Here is an 18,312-nt window from a genome sequence, read left to right as displayed (position 1 = left end):
AAGCGCCCGTTCTATATCGTATGCCGTGAAGCGCGGCCGCGTCTCGGTCCAGTATTCGGTTGTTTCGGCCGGCCGCAGCGCCTCGCCGACAAGGGCCGCGCGCAGCGCAAGCGGCGATGGCGCAGCGACGACGTCTTCGACGTCGCGGCGCGCAATGCCGATGCCGCCGATCAGCTTGGCGAGGCCGTATTGCGGGTGGCCGAGCGTCGCCGGACGGGCACCCGGGGCCGTGATTGCCGCGAAGGATGCGTCGTCCAGCTCGCGGTCGAGCCCGGGCAGCACGACCGCGCCGTTTGGCAGGCCGGCGATCACGGCAAGCAGTTCGGCGGTGGCGGGAATCGAGCCGGTCGAACCGGCGGCGATCACCGGACCGGCCGGCGGATTGCGCTTCAGCCGCGCCGCTTCCAGCCGGATCAGGGCGCTGCGATGCGCGGCCGGATTGGAGCGGTCGCGCTCCTTCAGCAATTCCGGCCAGTTGTCGGTGACGATGCCCAGGAAATCGAGCGTCACCTGCCACCAGCCGGCGAGATTGCCGGTGACCAGCGTCGCGAGCTTCGCCCAATCCGTGCCCTCGGTCTCGATCTCGTCCATTAGTCGGGCAAGGTCGCGCGCCAGCCAGATGGCGTCGGCGGCCGAGGTCGGCACGACGAATTCCTCGTTGAAGCGGGCCCTGACATGGTCCGGCAGGCTTTCCTTCCAGGCGCGCACCAGCGGCGCCAGCAACAACAGCCGTTCCTGTGCGGCGATCGGCGGCGCGAGGTCTATCGCCGGCGCCGCTTCCGCGTTGAAGGCTGCCTCGTCCTCGTCGAATTCGCCGAGCGGCCGCACCGTCGGCAGGATGGCGGAGCGCTTTCCCCCTCCCCACTCGGAAAGCATGTCGACGAAGGCGCCGCGCAATGCACGCGCGGCGCGGCGCGTCGGCACATAGATGGTGGCGTCGGCTAACGCCAGCGGCTCGCCGTCGAAACGGAAGCCGGGAATCAATCGCCCGTCGAGCAACGCTTCCGCCAGCGTCGGCAGGAACGGCGCTCCGGGCGGGATGGAAAGGACGCGGCGCGCGCCGCTCATACCACATTAGATCGCCGTGCGCCCGTTTGGGCGCACAAAGGACGATCCAACCCTTTGACTCTACGCATCGTGCTTTCCGAAAATCGGAGCCGATTTTCGGGCCGATGCGGATGCCAGGTCGCCGGCGACGGCCGCTTCGGCGGCTGGAATGGCGTCGGGCGTGCCGACGGTGATCCAGCGTCCGTGCATCTTCATGCCGAACAGGCGCCCGGCGGCGATCGCCTTGTCGAAATAGACATTGAGCGAATGGGAGCCGGTTGGCGCGTCCTTGAAGATGCGCGGGTGGATAATGGCGGCGCCGGCATAGATCAGGCCCGCCAGGTCGCCCTTCGAGCGCCGTAGAACTCCGTCCGGGGCAACCAGGAAATCGGTGCCGACGCAGTGCCCGGTCGCTGAGTCGAGATCAGTAAGCATCAGCAGAATATCCATTCTCGCGACGTCCCATGCAAGGGCAAGACGCTCGAGGCTAGGCTGACCGCTGTCGATCCAGAAGGTATCGGCATTGATGACGTAGAAGGGCTCGCTGCCCAACAGCGGCAGCGCCTTGACGATGCCGCCCGCCGATTCCAGCAGTCCCTCGCGCTCGTCGGAGATGACGATCCTCGGTGCGCGCCTGTGGGCGACATGGGCGACGATCTGCTCGGGCAGGTAATGCACGTTGACGACGGCCTTGGAGATGCCGGCGGCTTCCAGGCTGTCCAGCCCCCAGTCGAGCAAGGTCTTGCCGGCGATCTTCACCAGCGGCTTGGGCATCGTGTCGGTGACCGGCCGCATGCGCTTGCCTAGCCCGGCCGCCAACACCATCGCGGTCTTCGGCGTCATGGTCGGGGGCTTCATGGGACCCGTTCCTCGAGCAGGCCGTGTGCCATGTAGAATTCCTTCAGGCTGGCCAGCGCCGGATGCGCCAGCGCCCGCCTCAGATAATCGCGGATGCGCGGCAGGTGCTTTAGATAGTAAGGCTTGCCGTCGCGCTTTTCGAGCCGCACGAAGATGCCGAGGATCTTCGAATTGCGCTGCGCCGCCATGACCGCATAGGCCTCGGCGAAACCGGCCTCGTCGAAAGCGCCGGCTGCGTGCCTAGCCGCGACATAGGCTGCAACCGTCCGCCGTTCGATCTCGGGTGGAACGGTGACGCGCGCATCCATGGCCAAGGAGGCGACGTCGTAGGCCGCCGGCCCGATCAGCGCGTCCTGCACGTCGACGATGCCCAGCCGGTCGAGGCCGGACCGCTCGGCGCGCCAGATGATGTTGGGCGAATGGAAGTCGCGCAGCATCAGCGTGTATTCGCTGCCCGCGAGGCGGTCGAGAAGGGCGTTCCATACCCGGTGATAGCCTGCCCGCAAGTCGTCGCTCGCCGGCCCGCCGGTGATCCAAGGCACATACCAGTCGACCAGAAGATCGGCCTCGATCAACATGGCGTCGCGATCGAAAGGTGGCACGTCGTGGAACGCGCCGGGCGCCGCTTCCATGCGCGCGGGCCATTCCCTGCCGTGCATCATGGCCAGCAACTCCGCCGCCGCTTCGTAGCGCTCGGCGACAGGCTGGCCGTCCTTGCTCAAAAAGCCTTCCGAGCCGAGATGCTCGAGAAGCAGAAAACCTTCGTCGAGGTCCTGGGCGTGGATCATTGGCACGCTGACGCCGGCGGCATAGAGCGCCCGGTCGATAGCGACGAAGGCGGTGACGGATTGCGCCGTATGGGCGATCACCGCATAGGGCTTGCCGTCGCGCACCGGCGGCCCGAGCACGAGCCGCGGCGAATTCATCAGCACGCGCGGCATCTGGCCGGGCAGCGAGACGATCTCGTAGGAGCGGGCGGAGGCGTCGCCGACGAAATGGCGGCGGCTGGCGTCGCCCCAGCCGGCGGCGGCCAGGAAATCGCGCATCGCCAGCGACCGCGCCGCGCGATCATAGGCCGGTCCCTGCCCGGAAAGCCTCGCCACGCGGCTTTCCCCCTGTTCGGTGAGATCGACCCACAGAGCGTTTGCCGGCAAACGGTCTCCGGCCCGTTCCGGCCATTCGACCAGCGCCGCGCCTTGGCCGAGCGCATCGTCGAGGCCGAGCTCGTCGAGCTCGTCCGGCGCGGAAAGCCGGTAGAGGTCGAAATGATGCACCGGAATGCGAGTCTCGTAGCTCTGCACCAGCGTGAAGGTCGGGCTAGGCACTTCGAGACCGGCATCATCGGCAAGCGCCCGGATCAGCGCGCGGGCCAGCGTCGACTTGCCGGCGCCGAGATCGCCCCTCAACGCGATCGCATCGCCAGCGCGCAATGCCATGGCGAGGTCCTCGCCAAGCTTTGCCGTTGCCACCTCATCGGCGAGAAAACGCTCCAGCGCCATTCCTGTCATATAGGCCGCGCTACTCGGCTGCGTCGCGGATGCCGGCCGGCGTATCCGGGATTCCGGATGGCTTGTCCGGGAAGGTGCAGATCACCGTGGTGCCCCTGTCCTGGCCGGTCTCGATGCGGACCGTCCCGCCATGCAGTTCGACGAAGCTCTTGACGATCGAGAGCCCGAGTCCCGCGCCGCGCCGCCGCCCACCATTGGCGCGCGGCTCGAAGCGGCGGAAGACCGATTCCAACACGTCCGGCGGCATGCCCGGCCCGTCATCATGCACCGAGAACTCGACCCCGTCGGCCAGACGGCGGCAGGTCAGCCGGATCGTGCTTGCCTCCGGCGCGTAGTTCGCCGCGTTGCTGAGCAGGTTGTAGAGGATCTGGCGAATGCGGATCTCGTCGCCATGGAAGCTCGTCGGCGCCTCGGCCGCGTCGACCGTGAGCTTGATTTGATGTTCGTCCAGCCGGTCGGCGACCAGTTCGGCGGCCGCGGCGATCGTCCGGTCGATGTTCATCTCGGAGATGTCGAGCTGCATGATGCCGGCATCGACGGTGGCCAGGTCGAGGATATCGTTGACGATGGTGAGCAGCACCGAGGACGACGAGCCGACATGCTCGACATATTCGCGCTGCTTCGGCGTCAGCGGCCCGGTCGCGGGCAGCGACAGAAGCTCCGTGAAGCCGATGATATTGGTCAGCGGCGAGCGCAGCTCATAGGAAACGTGCTGCACGAATTCATTCTTCAGCTGGTCGGACTTCTCCAGCGCCTCGTTCCTGTCCTTCAGCGCCCGTTCGACATTCACGGTATCGGTGACGTCGACGAAGGTGATCATCACCTGGCCGTTGGGCAGGTGGATCACCGCGTAGCTCAGCACGTTGCCGTTGACGAGCTCGATCTGGCCGCGGCGGTCGCGGCGCTCGTCGTCAAAGCCGGTGACCGCGGCGACAAAGCCGGCCCACGGGCTGTTCGCGGCGCGCTGGTCGCACAACTCGCGGATCGCCGAAACGTGGACGTTCGGCTTGACCGCTTCCGCTGTCAGCCCCCACAGCGCGACGAAGGCCGGATTGGACAGCCGCAGCCGCCCGTCCGGACCGAACACGACCACGCCTTCGGCGAGGTTGTCCAGCGTCTCGCCTTGCACTCGCACGGCGGTCTGGTAGCGGCTTTCGAGGTCCATCTTCTCGGTCAGGTTCTCGAACACCCAGGTGACGCCGCCCTTCGGCTGCGGGTTCGCCACCACGCGGATCGTCTTGCCGTCCGGCAGGTGCCACCAATGCTCCTGCGATTCGACGGCGCGGTAGGCGCTGAGCAGGTTCTCCTTCCAGCGTCGCCATTCCGGCTGCTCGGCGATCCTGCCTTCCGAGCGCAGCCGGTCGAGCAGCAGCGTGTTGGAGGGAGCGCTGAGCAGGAAGCCCGAGTCGAGGCCCCAGAGCTTCTGGAAGGCCTGGTTGAAGAAGCGCAGCTTCTCGTCGGTATCGAAGATCGCCACCGCGGTGTTCAGCTGGTCGAGCGTGTCGGCATGGCTGCGCACGGTACGCTCATATTCGGCGCGGATCGTTTCCGCGGCACTTGTGTCGCAGGCAAGCCCCGCCGAGCCGTCGGCGCCGGCGAAGTCGGTGACCACGAACATGCGGCGGTCGCCTTCGATCACGGTGGAAAGCGTCTGTTCGAAGACCGGGCGCGTCCTGTGCTGCTCGACGATCTGCTCGCGCGCCTGGCCGCCAAGGAATTCCTTGCCGTCGCGCACGGCCGCGGCTGGGCTTTCGGCCTCCACCGCCTCGGCATAGGCGCGATTGACCCATTGCAATCGCCCGTCCGCGGCGCGCAGCCATGCCGGCATCTTCAACGCGTCGAGCAGGCCGACCAGCGTGTCGTAGTCGGCGCTGAGCCGCTGGTTCTCGATCTTCAGCCTGGCCTGGTTGCGCAGCGTCTCCGACAGCGACACGAAGCGCACCAGGACATGCGCCGCGCTCTTGCGGCCATGCACTTCCAGCGGGACGCCGGCCTGCGTTTCGATGACCAGATCGAAGGCCTTCGCCTGTTCGCGCAGCGCGGCGACCGCGTGCTCCAACGCCGCCGCCGAACGCGGCATCAGCCAGCGGCCGAAGGCGAGGAAAGCAGACCTGTCGTCAGGCGCGCCGCTTTCCAGCGGCAGGCTGCCGATGAGCTCGGGCTTCTTCTTGTCCGTGGCCCAGACGACGACGCGCTGGTCGCGCAGGTTGAGCAGTGCCTCGGAACGCTGCAGCGCCGCGTTGACGTCCGCGATGCGGGCCCTGAGCTGGACATTCTGCGAGGCGGTGCGCGTGCGCTCGCGGATCAGGAAGATGGCCGAGACAAGTGCTGCGCCCATGACGCCGACGAACATGGCGAGCTGCATGACCTCGACGGTGCCGAACGACGCCGCGGCCTTGCCGGGAAGGGCCGTTTCGGCGTGGGCGGCAAAGGCCAGCAGCGGGCCGGCGAGCGCCGAGGTGGCAAGCAGCGAGGCCAGCCGCGAGCCGGCATGAAACCCGCCGCCGCTCACGGCGTGGCCGGCCTTGTTCGAATCCTCATGGCCGCCGGAAACGGCCGTTCCCGCGCGTGGCGGGTAATCCCCCGGCATGTCTTGGTCCTCTTCGCCGCTTGAATGCAAGACCGCCCTGAATGCGTCCCCGGCCCAACATGTCCCCGGACCGCGAATCACAACAATAACGCTTGCCGGAATCGGCGTGAAGAATCATTGGCGCAAAAAATAAAGCCGGGCGGAAGTCAACCACTCGGCCTCAATATCTGGTAGATAATTTCGTTTTGGTTAATAGCGATAGTGTTCCGGCTTGTACGGGCCCTGCGGCGTCACGCCGATATAGGCGGCCTGCTCGCTGGACAGCTCGGTCAGCTTGGCGCCGAGCTTGTCGAGATGCAGCCGCGCCACCTTCTCGTCGAGATGCTTGGGCAGCACATAGACCTGGTTCTGGTACTGGCCGTGCTTGGTGAAGAGCTCGATCTGCGCCAGCACCTGGTTGGTGAACGAGGCCGACATGACGAAGCTCGGATGTCCGGTGGCGTTGCCGAGGTTGAGCAGGCGTCCTTCGGAGAGAAGAATCATCCGCTTGCCGTCCGGGAAGGTGATCAGGTCGACCTGCGGCTTGACATTGGTCCATTTCAGATTGCGCAGCGACGCCACCTGGATCTCGTTGTCGAAGTGGCCGATATTGCCGACGATCACCATGTCCTTCATCGCCCGCATATGGTCGAGCGTGACGACGTCCTTGTTGCCAGTGGTGGTGATGACGATGTCGGCGGTGGGGGCGGCCTCTTCCAGCGTCACCACCTCATAGCCGTCCATGGCCGCCTGCAGCGCGCAGATCGGGTCGACCTCGGTCACCTTGACGCGGGCGCCGGCGCCGCGCAGCGAGGCCGACGAGCCCTTGCCGACGTCGCCATAGCCGCAGACCACCGCGACCTTGCCGGCCATCATCGTGTCGGTGCCGCGGCGAATGCCGTCGACCAGCGATTCCTTGCAGCCATATTTGTTGTCGAATTTCGACTTGGTGACGGAATCGTTGACGTTGATCGCCGGGAAGGGCAGCAGGCCCTTCTTCTGCAGTTGGTAGAGCCGGTTGACGCCGGTGGTGGTCTCCTCGGTGACGCCGCGGATCGCTTCACGCTGCTTGGTGAAGAAGCCGGGCGAGGCCTTCAGGCGCTTCTTGATCTGGGCGAACAGGATCTCTTCCTCCTCGCTGCCGGGATTGGACAGCACGTCCTCGCCGGCCTCGGCGCGGGCGCCGAGCAGGATGTACATGGTGGCGTCGCCGCCGTCGTCCAGGATCATGTTGGAGGTGCCGCCGTCGGTCCACTGGAAGATGCGGTCGGTGTAGTTCCAGTAATCCTCGAGCGACTCGCCCTTGACGGCGAAGACCGGGATGCCGGCCTCGGCGATTGCGGCGGCCGCATGGTCCTGAGTCGAGAAGATGTTGCAGGAGGCCCAGCGGATATCGGCGCCCAGCGCCTTCAGCGTCTCGATCAGCACTGCCGTCTGGATGGTCATATGCAGCGAGCCGGTGATGCGCGCGCCCTTCAGCGGCTTCTTGGCGCCGAACTCCTCGCGGCAGGCCATCAGGCCCGGCATTTCGGTTTCGGCGATCTCGATCTCCTTGCGGCCCCAGCCGGCAAGCGAGATGTCGGCGACCACATAGTCCTTGCTACCCGTCATGGCAGTGCTCCGGTGTGATTTTTTCTCAAAGACGCGCCGACGCCGGGAGGCGCGTGGGAGGGCGCGATTGCCGGCCTGACTAGCAGATCGGTCGCCATACGACAATGGGACATAAAGAAATCTTTATGCGCGCATGTCCTGGAAGCGCGAGATGCGGGACTGGGGACTAGTGCGTTCACCGTTTCACGGAAACGGTGAACGCCCTATCTCTTTGTTTTTACGCAATCCCGGACGGAAAACCGCTCACACTTTCTTGGAGTTGCTCTAGATTTCCTCGCCGAAACGCGAGGCGACGAGCTGCTCCAGCGCGTCCATGGCCGGCACGGCCTCCGGGCCGGTGGCGATGACGCGGATCGAATAGCCCGGGCTCGCCGCCAGCATCATCAGGCCCATGATCGAGGTGCCGCCGACCTTCACGCCGTCCTTCTCGACATGGATGGTGGCGTCGAAACCGCTGGCGACCTGGACGAACTTGGCCGAAGCGCGCGCATGCAGGCCGCGCTGATTGATGATCAGGAACTCCCGCACCACTTCGTCCGTCTGCGGCGCCGACGCGTTCATTTGCTGCTCAGGAGCTGGCTGGCGACGTTGATGTATTTGCGGCCCGCCGCCTGCGCCTCGTCGAGCGCGGCGGCCATGTTGTCGCCCTTGCGGATCGAGGAGAGCTTGATCAGCATCGGCAGGTTCATCCCGGCGATGACCTCGGTGCGGCCGGATTCCATCACCGAGATGGCGAGGTTGGAGGGCGTGCCGCCGAACATGTCGGTGAGCACGATGACGCCGGCTCCGGTGTCGACGCGCGCCACGGCGTCGACGATGTCGGCCCGGCGCTGCTCCATGTCGTCATCGGCGCCGATCGCCACGGTTTCGAAATTGTCTTGCGGCCCGACGACATGCTCTACGGCATGCCGGAACTCGGTGGCGAGTTGACCGTGCGTCACGAGCACGAGTCCGATCATTCTCTGGTGGCTCCCGTCATCGCCGCTTCACAGGCGTATCTTATGTTCGCCAGCCATTCCAGGCGGCGGGAGCGCTATCTTGTCGACGCGCGGCCGGTTGACAAGCCCAAAATTGCGGCGGCTGGGGCCATTTTGACGCATCGCAGCAAAAAACCCGGGCGGATCATGAAAAAGGCTGGATCGACAGCCGCGCCATCAGCATGGGCAGCGCGGCCGTGACATTCTGCCGGGCGACGTCGATGCGGGGCAGCCTGCATCCGGCGATGGTCTCGGCGCTTTCGTCCTGCACCCGCGCCATGTCGGCCGGTTCGACAAGCCGAACCACCAGATCGATCACGGCGGCCGGCTCGAAGGTCAGCGGCCGCGGCCCGATGCCGTGGACCTCGCATAGACCGGCGATGCTTGCCGGCGCGCGGCACACCAGCCGGCCGCCATGGGTGGCGAAAAACAACTGGTCGTCGCCCACCAGCCGGGAAAACATGCCGCGGGTGCGGCAATGATCGACAAGCGTCAGCGCCAGCGTCGTCTTGCCGGCGCCGGACGGCCCGGTGACCAGCACGCCATGCTCGCCGATCAGCAGAGCCGTCCCATGGATGTTGCGGGGCTTCGTGTCCGGCATGGTCGGTTCGGCGGTCAGCCTTCCGCCGGCAGCGTCACCACGAAACGCGCGCCCTTGATCTCGCCGGGCTTGGTGCCGGGGATGTTCTCGGCCGTCAGCGTGCCGCCATGCGCCTCGACGATCTGGCGGCTGATCGACAGGCCGAGGCCGGAGTTCTGGCCGAACGCCTCGCCGGCCGGCCGGTCGGTGTAGAAGCGCTCGAAGATGCGGTCGATCTTCTCGGCCCGAATGCCCGGGCCGTTGTCGTCGACGGTGATGATGTTGAACTTGCCGGCGCGCGCCAGCGAGATCGCGATATGGCCGTGTTCGTCGGGCACGAAGGAGCGCGCGTTCTCGATCAGGTTGGTGATGACCTGGCCGATCCGGAGGTCATGGCCGACAACGAAGAAGCCTTTAGCGCCGGCCGGCAGCTTTGCCGCCTTGAACTCGATCTCGACGGCCTTCTTGTTGCGCGTGGTCTCGCGCGACACGGCGACGAGGTCGGTGATGAACTTCTTCAAATCGACCCTGCCGGCGTCCTCCCGCGCGAGCTCCGCGTCGAGGCGGGAGGCGTCGGAGATGTCGGTGATCAGCCGGTCGAGCCGCTTCACGTCGTGCTGGATGATCTCCATCAGACGCGCGCGAGACGTGTCGTTTTTCGCCAGCGGCAGCGTTTCGACCGCGCTGCGCAGCGACGTCAGCGGGTTCTTGAGCTCGTGCGAGACATCGGCGGCGAAGCTTTCGATCGCCTCGATCCTCGCGTACAGCGCGTTCGTCATGTCGCGCACGGCAATGGACAAATTGCCGATCTCGTCCTGACGATCGGAAAAATCGGGAATTTCCTCGCGGCTCTTCACGCCGCGCCGCACCCTGACGGCGGCGGCGGAAAGCCGGCGCAGCGGATTGGCGATGGTGGACGCCAGAAGCAACGACAGGATCGCAGTGACGAGAGCCGCCACCCCGAACACGCGTAGGATCGCCTTGCGCTCGGCCGCCACGATCTTGTCGATGTCGCCGCCTTCGGTCGACAGCATCAAGACGCCGAGCACGGCACGGAAGCGTTGGATCGGCACCGCGACGGAGACGATCTGCTCGCCCTGCTCGCTTACCCGCACGATCGTCGAGGGGCTGCCGGTCAGCGCCTTGACCACTTCCGGGAAGGCCGCGCCATTACCGCCGGGCTGCTCGCGGTAGACCGGCAGGTCCTTGTTGCGGAAGAAGTCGAAGATGAATTTCTCGACCCGTTCCAGAAGGTCCGGCTGCTCGTCCTCGACCGGCGGCAGGTCGTAGCGCAGGATCTGGCCACGCGAATAGAGATGCCGCGAATCGAGCAGCAGGTTGGCGTCGCGGTCATAGATGCGGGCGCGTGTGCGCGTCGGCGAGATCAGGCGCCTGAGCACCGGCGCGACGCGTTCCGGATTGATCGGGAAATCGAGATTGTCGAGCTGGTCGGAACCAGGTCCAAGGCTCTCGCCGGCCTGCAGCTCAAGCAGCTTTTCCGGATCTATGCTGATCGAGTCGGTCTCCACGGTCGCCGAGGCCGCGATCGCGCCGGCGATGATCTCGCCTTGCGTCATCAGGCTTTCGACGCGCGCATCGATCAGCCCGTCGCGAAATGTGTTGAGATAGAGGATGCCGGTGACCAGCACGGCAAGGCCGGCCATGTTGAGGAACAGGATGCGCCGCGTCAGGCTGGAGAAGATGTGGTGGCCGAGAAACCGGCGCATCGGCACCGTGATTTTCGACACGAAGGCGGGCACGATCCGCGGCGGACGCTTCGCCGCGCCCGCCCGTCTGCCTCGCTCTACTTCCACTGCCATCGAATAGCAGGCCCTGCTTAGTTAGTGAGTAGTGAGTGGGGAGCAGGCAGTAGGAACAACGGTTGGCTGACCGCGGCTGTGCACGAGTGCCCGCTCACATCATTCAAAACCTGACTACTGACTAGTCCTTGCTGTCTACTGCCTATCTCATGCCTCTCGGAACCGGTACCCGACTCCGTAAAGGGTTTCGATCATCTCGAAGTCGTCGTCGACGGCCTTGAACTTCTTGCGCAGCCGCTTGATGTGGCTGTCGATGGTGCGGTCGTCGACATAGACCTGTTCATCATAGGCCGAATCCATCAGCGCATCACGGCTTTTTACCACGCCGGGGCGCTGCGCCAGCGAATGCAGGATGAGGAACTCGGTCACCGTCAGCGTCACCGGCTCGCCTTTCCAGGTGCAGGTGTGCCGCTCCTGGTCCATCACCAGCTGGCCGCGTTCGAGCGAGCGGGCCTGCTGGCTGGGCGCCTTGGCCGCCGCCTCGCGGGCGCTGGTGCGGCGCAGCACCGCGCGCACCCGCTCGACCAGCAGGCGCTGCGAGAACGGTTTGCGGATGAAGTCGTCGGCGCCCATCTTGAGGCCGAACAATTCGTCGATCTCGTCGTCCTTCGACGTCAGGAAGATCACCGGCAGGTCCGATTTCTGCCGCATGCGGCGCAACAGCTCCATGCCGTCCATGCGCGGCATCTTGATGTCGAGGATGGCGAGGTTCGGCGGCCGCGCCGCCAGGCCTTCCAGCGCCGACGCGCCATCGGTGTAGGTTTCGACCCGATAGCCCTCGGATTCGAGCGCGATCGACACCGAGGTCAGAATGTTGCGGTCGTCGTCGACAAGCGCGATTGTTGCCATTTCAAGCGGCTCCCTCATGAGCTGTCCCTTCTGTCGTCGAGAAGGGGCTTTTGCAGGACAAATTGGGTACAAAATGTGGCACGGGCCCTGTCCGAAGTCACGGGCGGCCTGCCGCTACACACCATCGCACCTCTATTAGGATCGGACGAACCGAAGCTGCCAATCCTTTGGGCAACGTCTGTGGTTTTTTGCACATATAAACGATTTAAACAACTTTCAAATTTTTTAAATCGATTAATGATTTGATATCATTCGGCTTTTCTGGTTCTGAACCTTGGCAGCCCCGGTGCGGGCTCCGGGAAGCCTCCCGTCACGTGTGGCCAAATCCAGAGAGGAAATTTGATGTCGGAAGCCGGCAAACGCAACCCCGACTGCGCCGTCGACGCGATCGGCCTGAAGACCAAGGGCATGGTGCGCTACAATTTCGGCGCGGCCGAACTCTATGAGGAAGCGATCCGGCGTGGCGAGGCGAGGTTGACCGCGCAGGGCGCGCTGGTCGCCGAGACCGGCCAGCACACCGGCCGTTCGCCGAAGGACAAATTCGTCGTGCGCGACGAGGCGACCGGGCCTCATGTCTGGTGGGACAACAACAAGGCAATATCGCCAGCACAATTCGAAACGCTGCTTGCCGATTTCCGGGCACATGCGGCCGGCATGGACCTCTACGTGCAGGACCTCGTCGGCGGCGCCGACGCCGAGCTGAAGCTGCCGACCCGGGTCGTCACCGAATTCGCCTGGCATTCGCTGTTCATCCGCAATCTGCTGATCCGCCCCGAAGCCGCCGAGCTCGAGCATTTCGTGCCGGACATGACGATCATCGACCTGCCCTCCTTCCGCGCCGATCCGGCGCGCCACGGCACCCGCACCGAAACGGTGATCGCGGTCGATCTCACCCGCCAGATCGTGCTGATCGGCGGCACCTCCTATGCCGGCGAGATGAAGAAGTCGGTCTTCACCATGCTGAATTACCTGCTGCCGGCAAAGGGCGTGATGCCGATGCACTGCTCGGCCAATGAGGGGCCGGACGGCGAAGCGGCGGTGTTCTTCGGCCTGTCCGGCACCGGCAAGACGACGCTGTCCGCGGATCCGTCGCGCACGCTGATCGGCGATGACGAGCATGGCTGGGGTCCGCACGGCATCTTCAATTTCGAGGGCGGCTGCTACGCCAAGACGATCAGGCTGTCGGCCGAGGCGGAGCCTGAGATCTTCGCCACCACCCAGCGCTTCGGCACGGTGCTGGAAAACGTCGTGCTCGATGCCGGCCGCGTTCCGGATTTCAACGACGGCAGCCTCACCGAGAACACGCGCTGCGCCTATCCGCTGGACTTCATCCCCAACGCCTCGAAGACCGGCCGCGCCGGACACCCGAAGAACATCATCATGCTGACGGCGGATGCCTTCGGCGTCATGCCGCCGATCGCCAGGCTAACCCCGGCGCAGGCGATGTACCACTTCCTGTCGGGCTATACCGCCAAGGTTGCCGGTACGGAAAAGGGTGTCACCGAGCCGGAGGCGACCTTCTCGACCTGCTTCGGCGCCCCGTTCATGCCGCGCCATCCGTCCGAATATGGCAATCTGCTGCGCGAGCTCATCGCCGGCCACGGCGTCGACTGCTGGCTGGTCAACACCGGCTGGACCGGGGGCGCCCATGGCACCGGCCGCCGCATGCCCATCAAAGTGACGCGTGCCTTGCTGGGCGCAGCGCTCGACGGTTCGCTGAAGTCGGCCGAGTTCCGCACCGACGCCAATTTCGGCTTCGAGGTGCCGATCGCCGTTCCGGGTGTCGATGGCGCCATTCTCGACCCGCGCTCGACCTGGGCCGACAAGGCTGCCTATGACCGCCAGGCCGCCAGGCTGGTCGGCATGTTCGCGACCAATTTCGAGAAGTTCGAACGCCACGTGGACGCCACCATCCTCGGCGCGGCGCCGCGCCTGCAGGAGGCGGCCGAGTAATCGCTGCCTCGATCGTCTTGCCTCCGGGGCCCGGCCAGCGCAATTCCAGGAAAAGTGTGAAACGGTTTCCGTCCGGAATTGCGCCAACACAGAAAGCCAGGGAGGGTTCGCCGTTTCCGTGAAACGGCGAAGCCCCCTTGGCGCCGGGCCTTTTCTTTTTGCGGCCATCGCGTCATGAGTGCTTCCATGGCGAGCGACGACGACATCATCATCACAGGCGAAGCCGTTATCCGCCCGGGCGACCTGCACGAGGATTTCATCCGCTCGTCCGGTCCGGGCGGCCAGAACGTCAACAAGGTGGCGACCGCGGTGCAGCTGCGCTTCGACGCTGCGAACGCCACGGGCCTGTCCGAGCGCGTGCGCGAGCGTGTTCTCAAGCTTGCCGGCCAGCGCGCCACCAAGGACGGCGTCATCGTCATCGAGGCCGGCCGCTTCCGCACCCAGGAGCAGAACCGCGCCGATGCGCGGGCCAGGCTGACGGCGTTGATCGCCAAGGCGGCCGAACCGCCGCCACCGCCGCGCAAGAAGACCAGGCCGTCCAAAGGCGCCGTGGAGCGGCGCCTCAAGAGCAAGGCGGGCCGCTCGACGGTGAAGAAGTTGCGCGGCCGGGTCGACAGCGATTAGAGCAATTCCAGGAAAAGTGAGAGCGGTTTTCCGTCCGGAATTGCGTCAAAAACAAAGAGATGGATCGGTTTGCCGTTCCCTGAACGGTGAGCCGCTCCAGCAAGGTAGAAATCGGCTGCTTCCAATTCAGGGTTGCAGATGGCAAGGTCGGGTTGCTGCAACAGCGAGGAGACCACCCATGGGTATTTTCGATTTCGTCAAGGGCGTCGGCAAGAAGCTCGGGATCGGCGCCGACGACGAGGCATCGCCAAACGCGGATACGTTGAAGAAGGAGCTCGATTCGCACAAGCTGGGCACGGACGGCGTCGAGGTTGCCGTCCAGGGCGACACCGCGGTGCTGAAGGGTACTGTCAAGGACCAGTCGGTCTTCGAAAAAGCGGTGATCGCCGTCGGCAACACGCTCGGCGTGTCGAAGGTGCAGGCAGACGAGCTGAAGGTCGCGCCCGAGGCCGGCAAGGCGGCTGCGCCGGCCAAGGAGCCGACATTCTATACAGTCCAGAAGGGCGACAATCTCTGGAAGATTGCCGAAAGATATTATGGCAAGGGCAAGGGCGCGAAGAACAACATCATCTTCGAGGCCAACAAGCCGATGCTGACGCATCCCGACAAGATCTATCCCGGCCAGGTGCTGCGCATACCGGATATCGATCAGGCCTGAACGGCACATCATCTGACTCTGGAAAACGGTGGCTTTCGGGTCGCCGTTTTCCTTTGCCGGTGGCATGCTTGGCCAATCGAACGCATCGGTAACCGGATCGCCCCATGCTCGTTCTGCCCAAAGGCGTCCGCCACATGCCGGGCTACCTCGCGCGCCCCGCCCAGGAAGCGCTGGTCGAGGAGATCAGGCGCGTCGTGCAGGCGGCACCCCTCTACGTGCCGGCCATGCCGCGCACCGGCAAGGAGATGAGCGTGCGCATGACCAATTGCGGCGCGCTCGGCTGGGTGACCGACAAGGAGCGCGGCTATCGTTACCAGTCCACGCATCCGGTGACGGGCGAGCCCTGGCCGCCGATTCCCGAGGCGCTGCTGCAATTGTGGCGCGAGGTTGCGGCCTACCCGCATCCGCCCGAGGCCTGCCTGGTCAATTTCTATACGGCCGATGCCAAGATGGGCCTGCACCAGGATCGCGACGAAAAGGATTTCGACGCGCCCGTCGTGTCGGTCTCGCTGGGCGACGACTGCCTGTTCCGGGTCGGCCAGACCACGCGCGAGGGCGGCACGAAGTCGTTCAGGCTGAAGAGCGGCGACGTCGTCGTGCTCGGCGGCGAAGGACGCCTCGCCTTCCATGGCGTCGACCGCATCTACCCCGCGACCTCGGCCCTGTTGAAGAATGGCGGCCGCATCAATCTGACGTTGCGCCGGGTAACGGTGCCTGGCTGAGCATGCCTGACGCCTGGGCAACGCGATTTTAAGGACACTCGGGCTACAACCGCGGTTGCGCAACCGAGGTCGCCATGCAACCGAACTGGATCAGGACCCGAAGCCTCTTGGACGTGGCCATCGTCACAGTCGTGTCGATCGTCGCGCTATGGATGACCGAATTCTACCTGAGCATGTTGTGGAACCTCGACGACCGAGGATTTTCCGAACTTTCGCACAGGCTTCCGTATTGGGACTTCACCAATCTCTGGGCCGGCTCCCGCATGGCCATGGACGGCCATGTCGCGGCCCTCTTCGATGTGGACGCCTACCGCGCGGCGCTGCGCGCCATGTTCTCGCCCGACCTTCCCAACCAGGAATGGAGCTATCCGCCGAACATCCTCCTGCTCGGCGTTCCGCTTGCTACCTTGCCGATCCTGCCTGCCTATCTGATCTGGACGGTTGGGACCGTGCTGTGTCTGTGGCTGGCGATACGGCCGCTGAAGCTCGGAACCGCGCTCGAACTGGCGATTGTCTTCAGTCCGGCGGTTATTTGGAACTCGGTATTCGGCCAGAACGGCGCGTTGACCACCGCGTTCTTGATCGGGGGCCTCGCCGTGGCGCCTAGGCGCCCGCTGCTGGCCGGGATCCTGTTCGGCCTGCTGACGATCAAACCGCATCTCGGCATTCTCGTGCCCTTCTGCCTGCTCGCCAGCGGCAATTGGCGGGCCATTCTCGCGGCCGTCGGCACTAGCGTCGTGATTGCCGTCGCCACCGGCCTGTTCTTCGGCTTTGATGTCTGGCGGCTGTTCCTGACCGAAACCCGTCCCTTGATGACGGCGATCATGGAGGCGCCTTATCCGCAACCCTACCAGTACAATGCGATCACGGTGTTCTTCACGGCGAGAGCCGCCGGCACTGGGGTAACCTCCGCCTATGGGGTCCAGGCGGTCGCGACCATCGCTTCCATTGCCGCGGCGATCTGGCTCTGGTGGCCGGGGCGCGCGGTCTCGCACCAGGAACGCGTGGTGCTTACCGCGGTCCTTGCGATCCTCGCCACGCCCTACGGCTACACCTATGACACCATCGGGGCGGCCGTAGCGGTCGCGATGCTCGCCGCGATGGTTTCGAGGCCGCCGCGGCTGATACTGGCGATCTTCTGGCTCTGGCCTTTCGTCGCGCATTTGTTCATCCACGGCGGATACTGCGTCGGCGTCGTGGTCCCGCTGTCCCTCGCCGGGTGGATGCTGTTGTCGATATGGACGGGAGGCCGGAAGGCTGAAATCTCCGAGGAGCCGTCCTTGGCATAGCTGCCCAGGCGGCGCATTTATGGGGCTGCGTCCATCTTGGCGTTTCCACGCCGCGGGAGGTCAAGCGGTAGACCGGCGTCGCGCAATGCCACAAAAAAGAGCGCGAACAGGACGACTGTGGCGAGTGGAATTTTCAGCAATCCAAAATGGATCATGGCGAGGGGAAGCAGCATCGCAAAGGTGACGATGCTGAGCCGTGCCCCGCTCTCAGGCGATGGCGGATTTCTCGACCCCATCAGCCCCAGCGCGCCGGCAAGCAGTCCGAGATCATAGGTCAGGGCATAGGGTGTGATAATGAATGTGGCGACCAGCAGGAGTATGTCGTGGTTGCGTGCGTCCTTGACCCGGAAGAACGCCGTGATCACCACCAGCGCGGCGGGCAGGGCCACCGCGAGATGCAGCATCAGCGCCAGGTCCGGACCGAAGTCCCAGTTGCGAAGCGCGCCATAGACAGAGGGCATCATCGCCAGGAAGAGCCCTCGGAGCTGCCCCATGACCGCATTCTGGTACGGCACGACGTTCTGGATGTAGCCGCGCCACGAATCGAGCCCGAACACGGCGGCCGAGGCCACCACCAGCAGCAGCGTGGTTATGACGGCGCTGGCGATGACGCTCCAGCGTCGCTCGGCCACCAGGAGGAACGGAAACAACAGGCCGAGCTGAGGCTTGGTTGTCAGCAGCCCGAGCAGGATGCCGGCAACGATGGGTCTCTTTTCGCGCAGTGCCAGCGCGCCGAGCGCCAGCGCCGCGCAGAGATAACCGTTCTGGGCCGCCCAGAAGTTGAGAACCATGAAAGGCATTGCGGCGACCCACGCAATTAGACCGCGCTCGCCGATGAAGGCACGGTAGGCGATCAGGAACGCGACGCCCGTCGTCGTCAGAAAGAGCAGGAGCGCGGTTTCGTAGCCGAAAAATCCGAGCGGCCAGATCAGGAAGAGGAAATGCGGCGGATAGCTCCAATTGTGCCACGGATATCCGCTGCCGAAAGCCTCTCGAAGGTGACCGAAATAGACATTCCAAGGGCCGAACAGGTCCTGCACCTTGCCCGAAAGCAACAAGCGGGACGCCAGCCAGTAGTTGGCGAAATCCTTGTCGGCAAGGTTCGGATCCAGGCCCGGTGCGACGATCGCGTTCCCGACAGGCCAGGCCAGTGCCACCGCCGCAATAGATGTGACCGCGAACACAAACAGATATGGCTTCGGCAGTGCCAGCAGCCGTCGCATGAAACCTTGCCCGTTACCCGGTCG

15 protein-coding genes and 1 pseudogene are annotated in these 18,312 nt (G+C 64.9%); 5 read left to right on the top strand and 11 right to left on the bottom strand.

What is annotated here, in order from left to right:
• The 10 genes and pseudogenes from FJW06_RS18055 to FJW06_RS18005 all read right to left on the bottom strand — a co-directional run.
• Positions 1–1,068: pseudogene (locus tag FJW06_RS18055) on the bottom strand (double-strand break repair protein AddB); the annotation flags it as partial.
• Between the two features lie 60 nt (positions 1,069–1,128).
• Entirely contained in the window at positions 1,129–1,905 is a 777-nt protein-coding gene (locus FJW06_RS18050) for a nucleotidyltransferase family protein (RefSeq protein ID WP_246674668.1), read from the bottom strand.
• Complete coding sequence (gene tsaE / locus FJW06_RS18045; protein ID WP_140753574.1) at positions 1,902–3,413, bottom strand: tRNA (adenosine(37)-N6)-threonylcarbamoyltransferase complex ATPase subunit type 1 TsaE; 1,512 nt, start codon at positions 3,411–3,413, stop codon at positions 1,902–1,904. Before tsaE ends, FJW06_RS18050 begins: the two co-directional genes overlap by 4 nt.
• Positions 3,414–3,423: 10 nt before the next feature.
• Positions 3,424–6,003: a PAS domain-containing sensor histidine kinase gene (locus tag FJW06_RS18040; RefSeq protein WP_140753573.1), complete on the bottom strand. Its 2,580-nt coding sequence runs from the start codon at positions 6,001–6,003 to the stop codon at positions 3,424–3,426.
• 189 nt (positions 6,004–6,192) lie between these two features.
• Positions 6,193–7,593, bottom strand: a complete 1,401-nt coding sequence (ahcY, locus tag FJW06_RS18035) for an adenosylhomocysteinase (protein ID WP_140753572.1) — start codon at positions 7,591–7,593, stop codon at positions 6,193–6,195.
• Positions 7,594–7,857: 264 nt separating this feature from the next.
• A complete protein-coding gene (locus FJW06_RS18030; protein ID WP_140753571.1) occupies positions 7,858–8,154 on the bottom strand; it encodes an HPr family phosphocarrier protein in 297 nt (98 codons plus the stop codon).
• Entirely contained in the window at positions 8,151–8,552 is a 402-nt protein-coding gene (locus FJW06_RS18025) for a PTS sugar transporter subunit IIA (protein ID WP_027166957.1), read from the bottom strand. The genes FJW06_RS18030 and FJW06_RS18025 overlap by 4 nt, the downstream gene beginning before the upstream one ends.
• Positions 8,553–8,715: 163 nt before the next feature.
• A complete protein-coding gene (locus FJW06_RS18015; protein WP_140753569.1) occupies positions 8,716–9,171 on the bottom strand; it encodes an HPr kinase/phosphorylase in 456 nt (151 codons plus the stop codon).
• Positions 9,172–9,185: 14 nt separating this feature from the next.
• Positions 9,186–10,970, bottom strand: a complete 1,785-nt coding sequence (locus FJW06_RS18010) for a sensor histidine kinase (protein ID WP_140753568.1) — start codon at positions 10,968–10,970, stop codon at positions 9,186–9,188.
• 147 nt (positions 10,971–11,117) lie between these two features.
• Positions 11,118–11,819, bottom strand: a complete 702-nt coding sequence (locus FJW06_RS18005; protein WP_006201274.1) for a response regulator transcription factor — start codon at positions 11,817–11,819, stop codon at positions 11,118–11,120.
• Between the two features lie 342 nt (positions 11,820–12,161).
• Here FJW06_RS18005 and FJW06_RS18000 point away from each other — a divergent pair, with 342 nt between their 5' ends.
• From FJW06_RS18000 to FJW06_RS17980, 5 genes are all read left to right on the top strand, one after another.
• Entirely contained in the window at positions 12,162–13,772 is a 1,611-nt protein-coding gene (locus FJW06_RS18000) for a phosphoenolpyruvate carboxykinase (RefSeq protein WP_140753567.1), read from the top strand.
• Between the two features lie 186 nt (positions 13,773–13,958).
• Positions 13,959–14,396 carry an alternative ribosome rescue aminoacyl-tRNA hydrolase ArfB gene (gene arfB, locus FJW06_RS17995; protein ID WP_140753566.1) on the top strand — a complete coding sequence of 146 codons (438 nt, stop codon included), beginning with the start codon at positions 13,959–13,961 and terminating at the stop codon, positions 14,394–14,396.
• A 178-nt stretch (positions 14,397–14,574) separates the two neighbouring features.
• Positions 14,575–15,054, top strand: coding sequence for a peptidoglycan-binding protein LysM (gene lysM / locus FJW06_RS17990; protein WP_140753565.1), 480 nt, complete (start codon positions 14,575–14,577; stop codon positions 15,052–15,054).
• Positions 15,055–15,158: 104 nt separating this feature from the next.
• Entirely contained in the window at positions 15,159–15,776 is a 618-nt protein-coding gene (locus FJW06_RS17985) for an alpha-ketoglutarate-dependent dioxygenase AlkB (RefSeq protein ID WP_140753564.1), read from the top strand.
• A 113-nt stretch (positions 15,777–15,889) separates the two neighbouring features.
• Complete coding sequence (locus FJW06_RS17980; protein WP_181178397.1) at positions 15,890–17,065, top strand: glycosyltransferase family 87 protein; 1,176 nt, start codon at positions 15,890–15,892, stop codon at positions 17,063–17,065.
• Positions 17,066–17,082: 17 nt separating this feature from the next.
• On the opposite strand, the gene FJW06_RS17975 is transcribed toward FJW06_RS17980, so the two are convergent.
• A complete protein-coding gene (locus FJW06_RS17975; protein WP_140753562.1) occupies positions 17,083–18,288 on the bottom strand; it encodes a glycosyltransferase family 87 protein in 1,206 nt (401 codons plus the stop codon).
• Positions 18,289–18,312 lie beyond the last annotated feature (24 nt).

The sequence above is a fragment of the Mesorhizobium sp. B4-1-3 genome, from assembly GCF_006439355.1.
Classification (GTDB): Bacteria; Pseudomonadota; Alphaproteobacteria; order Rhizobiales; family Rhizobiaceae; genus Mesorhizobium.
Note: the sequence above shows the minus strand (reverse complement) of the source record. Positions and strands in the feature narration are given on the sequence as shown.

Coding starts and splice junctions, on each gene's coding strand:
- lysM (WP_140753565.1), top strand. CDS start 14,575: ATGGGTATTTTCGATTTCGTCAAGGGCGTCGGCAAGAAGCTCGGGATC.
- tsaE (WP_140753574.1), bottom strand. CDS start 3,413: ATGACAGGAATGGCGCTGGAGCGTTTTCTCGCCGATGAGGTGGCAACG.
- arfB (WP_140753566.1), top strand. CDS start 13,959: ATGGCGAGCGACGACGACATCATCATCACAGGCGAAGCCGTTATCCGC.
- FJW06_RS18015 (WP_140753569.1), bottom strand. CDS start 9,171: ATGCCGGACACGAAGCCCCGCAACATCCATGGGACGGCTCTGCTGATC.
- FJW06_RS18025 (WP_027166957.1), bottom strand. CDS start 8,552: ATGATCGGACTCGTGCTCGTGACGCACGGTCAACTCGCCACCGAGTTC.
- FJW06_RS18040 (WP_140753573.1), bottom strand. CDS start 6,003: ATGCCGGGGGATTACCCGCCACGCGCGGGAACGGCCGTTTCCGGCGGC.
- FJW06_RS17985 (WP_140753564.1), top strand. CDS start 15,159: ATGCTCGTTCTGCCCAAAGGCGTCCGCCACATGCCGGGCTACCTCGCG.
- FJW06_RS18030 (WP_140753571.1), bottom strand. CDS start 8,154: ATGAACGCGTCGGCGCCGCAGACGGACGAAGTGGTGCGGGAGTTCCTG.
- FJW06_RS18000 (WP_140753567.1), top strand. CDS start 12,162: ATGTCGGAAGCCGGCAAACGCAACCCCGACTGCGCCGTCGACGCGATC.
- FJW06_RS18005 (WP_006201274.1), bottom strand. CDS start 11,819: ATGGCAACAATCGCGCTTGTCGACGACGACCGCAACATTCTGACCTCG.
- FJW06_RS18050 (WP_246674668.1), bottom strand. CDS start 1,905: ATGAAGCCCCCGACCATGACGCCGAAGACCGCGATGGTGTTGGCGGCC.
- FJW06_RS18010 (WP_140753568.1), bottom strand. CDS start 10,970: ATGGCAGTGGAAGTAGAGCGAGGCAGACGGGCGGGCGCGGCGAAGCGT.
- FJW06_RS17975 (WP_140753562.1), bottom strand. CDS start 18,288: ATGCGACGGCTGCTGGCACTGCCGAAGCCATATCTGTTTGTGTTCGCG.
- ahcY (WP_140753572.1), bottom strand. CDS start 7,593: ATGACGGGTAGCAAGGACTATGTGGTCGCCGACATCTCGCTTGCCGGC.